At 65.6% G+C, this 6,503-nt stretch carries 4 protein-coding genes and 1 pseudogene; 2 read left to right on the forward strand and 3 right to left on the reverse strand.

All coding sequences use genetic code 11. The annotated features are described in order from the left end of the window. Window positions 1-682 precede the first annotated feature (682 nt). Together AC5JJ1_RS10245 and AC5JJ1_RS10250 are read left to right on the forward strand one after the other, a co-directional pair. Window positions 683-2,281 carry an ABC transporter substrate-binding protein gene (locus AC5JJ1_RS10245; protein WP_495785017.1) on the forward strand — a complete coding sequence of 533 codons (1,599 nt, stop codon included), beginning with the start codon at window positions 683-685 and terminating at the stop codon, window positions 2,279-2,281. Between the two features lie 31 nt (window positions 2,282-2,312). Further along, a complete protein-coding gene (locus AC5JJ1_RS10250; protein ID WP_495785018.1) occupies window positions 2,313-4,001 on the forward strand; it encodes a N,N-dimethylformamidase beta subunit family domain-containing protein in 1,689 nt (562 codons plus the stop codon). Here the strand turns inward: AC5JJ1_RS10250 and AC5JJ1_RS10255 are convergent. The 3 genes and pseudogenes from AC5JJ1_RS10255 to AC5JJ1_RS10265 all read right to left on the reverse strand — a co-directional run. After that, the gene (locus AC5JJ1_RS10255) at window positions 3,998-5,077 is read right to left on the reverse strand and encodes an IS630 family transposase (RefSeq protein WP_495785020.1); all 1,080 of its coding nucleotides are present in this window, start codon (window positions 5,075-5,077) and stop codon (window positions 3,998-4,000) included. The two genes, AC5JJ1_RS10250 and AC5JJ1_RS10255, sit on opposite strands and share 4 nt — an antisense overlap. 217 nt (window positions 5,078-5,294) lie before the next feature. Further along, a pseudogene (locus AC5JJ1_RS10260) lies at window positions 5,295-5,741 on the reverse strand (transposase); the annotation flags it as partial. Between the two features lie 41 nt (window positions 5,742-5,782). Next, window positions 5,783-6,503 (reverse strand): transposase (locus tag AC5JJ1_RS10265; RefSeq protein ID WP_495785019.1); only part of this gene is annotated, 721 nt, incomplete at its 5' end.

Consider the following 6,503-nt stretch of genomic DNA (forward strand, 5'->3'; position numbering starts at 1 on the left):
ATCCGGAGCCTGTCGCGGCTATTCGCAATCCGCCGCAAACTTCGCAACAGAACCGGCGAACTTGCTCTCAGGTCGGACGACCTGGACGAGATCCTGACCGAGGGCATTGTCAACTCGTGCGAGATCGCATCGAAAAATCGCAATTGGTAATCCGAAATCGGTCTGTGCACCCCAATTTTGTTACCATAGTCGTCTATCCCGTGACATAAAGTAGCAGTCATTTCGGCGTCTGATCTTCAACTTGGCAATGCCGCACGGTGAGGTACCTCGGCGTTGATGCTGAGGATGTCCTTACCCTGTCAGAGGCCACGGAGATTTAACGACTTCCGCGAAACGTCTCATGCGGCTCAGGGCGGCACCCCCGTCCCGAGCCGCCAAGCAGGCAGGTCAGGCTGAAAGGCACTCATCGCAGCCGCTCTCGCGGTCCCTTTTGATCCTGGGAAGTGGACATGCGGTATGAAAAATACGGCGCCTCTGCCCCGCTCCACTTCTTCCATGAAGGCGTTCGGCGCGGCAAAGGTCAACCTACGGTCTTTGCTGGAATCAGCATACGCGTCAGCATTCGCCAGACGATGTGGCGGTGGGGGATGGGTCCATCTGACCTCGCCAGGATTCAGTAACAGTGGGATTGGCCAGGTCGGCCGCTATGCCGCAAACTCCAGATGCAAGGTGGAGGTCTATCGTGAAGCGTCGCGGTTTCCTGGCCCTAATGGCCAGCACCTCATCTTCGGCGCTGGCGCGACCCAGCGTCGTGCGTGCCCAGGGAACCGCAGGGGCGCTGGCTTTGCTCAAGTTTGTTCCACAATCGGACCTGACGCTGCTTGACCCCGTGTTCAACACGGCGCTCGTGACGCGCAACCACGGCATGATGGTCTACGATCAGCTGTACGGCCTGGACAGCAGCTACATCGCCCGGCCGCAGCTGGTCGAGGGCCATGTCATCGAAGATGGCGGGCGCAGCTGGCGCATCACCCTGCGCGACGGCATCACCTTCCATGACGGCTCCCCGATCCTGGCCCGAGACGCCGTCGCCAGCATCGACCGCTGGACCAAGGCCGATGTGCTGGGCCAGAACATCCGCGCCATCACCGACGAGATGACGGTGGTCTCTGACCGCGTCTTCCTGGTGAAGCTTAAGAAGCCTTTCCCGCTGCTGGCCACCGCGCTGGCCAAGCCATCCTCCTACTGCCCGGTGATGCCGGAGCGCTTCGCCAGGAACCCGCCCTCCGTCCAGGTCACGGAGATCGTCGGCAGCGGCCCGTTCCGCTGGGTGGCGAACGAGCGCATGGCCGGGTCGCGCGCAGTCTACGAGCGATTCGCCGGCTACAAGCCGCGCAACGAGCCGGTGAGCTTCCTTGCCGGTGGTAAGGTCGCCCGGGTGGACCGGGTGGAGTGGCACACCATCCCGGATGCCGCGACGGCCGGCGCCGCCCTGCAGCGGGGCGAGGTGGACTGGTGGGAACAGCCCACGGCCGACCTGCTTCCGCTGCTGAAGCGTGCCCGCAACGTGACAGTGGCGGTGAAGGACAAGGCCGGGCTGATGGGCATGATACGCCTCAACCACCTGCAGCCGCCCTTCGACAACCCGGCGATACGCCGCGCCTTCCTGCCGGCCATTAACCAGACCGACTACATGACGGCGGTCATGGGCGACGACCGCTCGCTCTGGAACGACCGCTGCGGGTTCTTCCTGCCCGGCACGCAGCTGGCGACCGAGGCGGGGCTGGAGGTGATGGCCGGGGCGCCGGACTACGACAAGGTAAAGCGCAACCTCCAGGCCGCAGGCTACAAGGGCGAGAAGGTGGTGCTGACAGTCCCGACCGACCTCACCGCTCTAAATGCCATGAGCGAGATCGCTGGCGACATGTTCCGCCGGGTTGGCATCAACTTGGATTATCAGGCCTCCGACTGGGGCTCAGTCGCGGGCCGAGTGATGAACAACCGGGACGGGTTGGACAGGGGCGGCTGGAGCGCCTGGTGCAACTACATCCCCGGCATCATCGCGCTGAACCCGGCGACGCAATCCTATGTCCGCGGGCCGGGCAGGGCCGGCACCTCCGGCTGGCCCGACCTACCGAAGATCGAGGCCCTGCGGGAGCAGTTCCTCGCCGCCGACAGCTTGACCGACCAGAAGCGCATCACCGAGCAGATCCAGCTGCAGGCCTTCGAGGACGTTCCCTACCTGCCGACCGGCGCCTACACCCCGCCCACCGCCTTCCGCAGCAATGTCACGGGCCTGATCGAGGGCTTCCCGCTGTTCTATAACGTGCAAAAGTCCTGACTGCAGCCGCAACCAGCGAGCCACGATACCCATGCCGCTTTACGATGACCCTACTGCCCGGCCGGACAGCACCGTCAATGTCGGCCCCCGCCTCGTATATCCCACGTCAGGGGACCATCACTGGCAGGAGATGCGCCCCTTCGAGGCCCCGCGCAACGACCCAGCGTGGCACGAGATCCATGTCTATACCGACGCCATCTCCTACACGCCGGGCGAGACCGTGCAGTTCCACGGCAGCACCAATGCCGAGGCCTGGACAATCGAGGTGACGCGCGACGGGCTGAACCCCACGGTCGTGCACCGGGAGGAAGGCTTGCCTGGCCAGGAGACCCCGATGCCGGTGGACGCCTATGAGGCGGGCTGCGGCTGGCCGGTGCTGCACAGCTGGACGCTGCCCGGCGACCTGCCCTCCGGCTTCTACCTGGTCGAATCCAGCGTTGCGCGGCGGCAGGGCGGCCGCTTCGTCCAACACCATTTCTTTGTCGTCCGTCCCTCAGCCGGCGCGCATCCGGGGCGGGTTCTGCACCTGCTACCGACCTGCACCTACACCGCTTATAACGACTGGGGCGGTGCCAACCACTATGGCGGCAGCCACGGGCCGGAGCGCAACGCGATGTCGCCGCTGCTGAGCTTGCAGCGGCCCTGGACCCGTGGCCTGGTGAAGCTACCGGAGAACGCGCCGCGCATCTGCGCCACGGTCGCCGAGCCGATGACCCCGTTGCGCTACGACTTCAAGGAATGGTCCTACGCTAACGGCTTCAGCTACTACTACGCCGCAACCGGCTGGGCGCAGTATGACCGGCACTTCGCCGTCTGGGCCGAACGCGAGGGCTATGCGCTCGACACGATCACCCAGACCGACCTCCAGCTGCGCCCGGAGGTGCTGGACGGCTATTCCTGCGTCGTCGTGGTCGGGCATGACGAGTATTGGACGCGGGAGATGCGCCTCGCCATCGAGGCCTATGTGGACAAGGGCGGCCATTTCGCCCGGCTCGGCGCGAATTTTACCTGGCAGATCCGGCTGGAGGAGGAGGGAAGACGCCAGATCTGCTACAAGAGCAATGCCCACCGGACGGACCCGATCCGCGCTACCGGCGACGATTCGCGCCTCACCAGCGCCTGGGAGGACCGGCATGTCCGCTGGCCCGGCGCCACCACGGTGGGGGTGAACGGGTTGGGCGGCACCTATGCGAATTGGGGCCGCTTCACCCCGCGCGGCAGCCGAGGCTTCACCGTGTACCGGCCGGAGCACTGGGCCTTCGCCAATACCGACCTGACCTATGGCGATATCTTCGGGGCTGAGGCGCGCATCTTCGGCTACGAGGTGGACGGCGTCGACTACACCTTCCGCGATGGCCTGCCTTATCCGACGGGGAAGGACGGCACACCCGACACGGTCGAGATCCTGGCCATGACGCCGGCCGTAATGGGGGAGGCACCACTCGAGGGCTACACCCTTCGCGCCTATGTCGGCGCGCATGACTGGTATGAGAAGGCCGAGATGATCCATGGCGTCGCCGATGAGGAAACGCTGGCGAAGTCCTACCACGGCTCCGGCATGATGGTGTCGATGCGGCGCGGCCGGGGCGAGGTGCTGACCGCCGCGAGCTGCGAGTGGGTCATGGGGCTGAAGCGGGGCTGCGCTTATACGCAGCAGATCACACGCAACATCCTCGACCGGTTCAGGACGGCTTCTCCTCCGGGCTCGGATCGGATCTAGTGTTCTGACTCCAACGCTTGTTTCCCGCGGCGGACCTTCTCGAGAATGTCGCTGGGCTTAGCGGTCCAGACGAACGGCTTGGGATGGTCGTTGTGTTCGGCGAGGTAGCTGTGAATGGCGACCTCCAGATCGACGACGCTCTTGAACACGCCGCGTCGGATCCGCTTGCGGGTGATCTCGGCAAAGAAGCGCTCGACCAGATTGAGCCAGGACGACGAGGTCGGGGTGAAATGCAGATGGAAGCGCGGATGCTGCGCCAGCCACGCCTTCACGGCCGGATGCTTGTGCGTGGCGTAGTTGTCGACCACCAGGTGCAAGTCGAGGTCGGCAGGCGTGCTCTCGTCGATGACGCCCAGGAAGCGGATGAACTCCTGATGCCGGTGCCGCTTGGCACAGCGGCCGATGACGGTGCCGTCGAGCACGTTCAGGGCGGCGAACAAGGTCGTGGTGCCGTGGCGCTTGTAGTCATGCGTCATGGTGCCCGCACGGCCCCGCTTCAGCGGCAGGCCCGGCTGGGTGCGGTCGAGGGCCTGAATCTGGCTCTTCTCGTCCACCGCCAGCACCAGGGCCCGATCGGGCGGGTCCATGTACAGTCCGACGATGTCGACCAGCTTCTCGGCAAAGGCCGGATCGTTGGACAGCTTGAAGCAGCGCACCAGGTGCGGCTTCAGCCCGTGCGCCTGCCAGATCTTCTGCACCGAGCTCACCGCGATGCCGACTGCCCGGGCCATCGCCCGCGCCGTCCAGTGAGTCGCATCAGACGGCCGCTCTGTGGTGGTTTTGGTGACCACCTGCTGGACCACCAAGGCCGCCAACGGCTTGCGGCCGGGTGGCCGTGTCTTGTCACGCAACAGACCAGCAACGCCCTCAGCCGCGAACCGAGCCTGCCAGCGCCACACCGTTGGCTTCGACTGCCCAGTCCGGCGCGTGATCTCCATGGTGCCGGCGCCTTCACCACTCAGCAGCACGATCTGGGCTCGCCACACGTGCTTCTGTGGCGTGTTCCGGTCCGCCACCAGCCGCTCCAGCCGCCCCCGATCCTCAGGTGAAAGCTGGATCTCTACTCCGGTCCTCATCAGCACCGGATCGCACATCACGACCGGACTGGGAATCCTCTGTCTCGGTCAGAACACTAGCCGCTCTTATTCATCGGGTGGCAGTGGCGGGAGCTCCCACGGGTGATTTGAGCGGCGGGCACAGGTTCGCATCCGCGTGCGGCGGCGGTGTTGGGCTTGGACGGGCGGCGCTGGAGGTTGCTGGGCGGTTGGCTCGGCGGGGCATTGGCCCAGTTGGCTATGGTCCGGCTGGGTGGAAGCTGCGGGCGAGGCCGCGGAACAGCACGGCATGCGGGCAGGCGGCGGCGAAAGCGAGGCGAACCCGGCTGGCGGTTTCGATGACCCGGCCCGCCACCTTGAGCAGGCGTAGCCTGAGGGTGGCGAACTCGGCAGCCGCCAACTCATGCGTCGTGGGAATGCGGTCGCGCAGGGTCAGCAGCAGCCAGTAGGCGGCGGTGTGCAGGACGAGGCGGACCTGGTTGGCCAGTGGCGAGCGGCATGAGGTGCGGTCAGAGGCAAGCTGGGCCTTGTGCAGCTTCACCAGGTTCTCCGCCTGCCCCCTCGCGCAGTACAGGCTGTCGTAGACCCACTCGGCGCTGACCTGGTCGAAACTGGTAACCACGAAGCGGATGTCGAGGCCCAAGGTGCTCGCCTCGATGCGGGCCACCACCATCGTGTTGCACCGGTCAGCGGCATGGACGCATTTGTCCCTGCCCGCGTTTGAGATCATGCGGTGCGGACGTATTCCGGCCGCCCAAGCTCGAGCATTCGGTTCAGCACCTTGGCAGCGATGGCCATCTCGGTCGCCTGTCGCCCATCCGTTTGCGAGCGCAAGCCGTCGCCGATAACGCGCTTCCACCGGGAGATGTCGGCCTCCACCAGGGCGCGCCAGTTGTATCCCGACGCACGCTGCCAGCCGATGCGGCCGCGCTCGGCAATGCATCGCAAGTGCTCGTCGCGCTGCGTCGGCGCGGTCTCGGCCGCGGCGCTCGGCACCGCATTCGCGCGCGGTGGAACCACAACAACGGCACCGGGGTGCCGGGCCGCCACTGCGGCATAGACGTCGTCCCGATCGTAGGCACCGTCGCCGCTCAATGACGCCACAGACCCGTCGACCCGCTCAAGCAAGGAGCCGACCTGCGAGCCATCATCGGCATCCCTGCCGGTCAACACCGAGGCGACGACCTGGCTCGTGTCGGCATCGGTGGCGAGGTGAAGCATTTTCCAGGCTCGGCGCCGCTTGGTGTGCGGATTCCGGCGATGTCGGCAGCCTGTTCCGACGCGATGTCGGCAGGTGATTCCGAATGATGTCGGCATGGGTAGCCGCTCGTCACCGGGCTGATGGTTGTCTTCATCGGGTGTGCGGGTCGGGTCAAGCCTCGATCGGCTTTGGGTGCAGCTTTCGGCGCAGGCTGTCGCCGCGCAGATGGATGCGATGGGCGTTGTG

The sequence above is a fragment of the Belnapia sp. genome (assembly GCF_059504005.1).

What these genes read in the sequence shown, in the direction of transcription:
- AC5JJ1_RS10250 (WP_495785018.1), top strand. Translation starts at nt 2,313, where the DNA reads ATGCCGCTTTACGATGACCCTACTGCCCGGCCGGACAGCACCGTCAAT.
- AC5JJ1_RS10255 (WP_495785020.1), bottom strand. Translation starts at nt 5,077, where the DNA reads ATGAGGACCGGAGTAGAGATCCAGCTTTCACCTGAGGATCGGGGGCGG.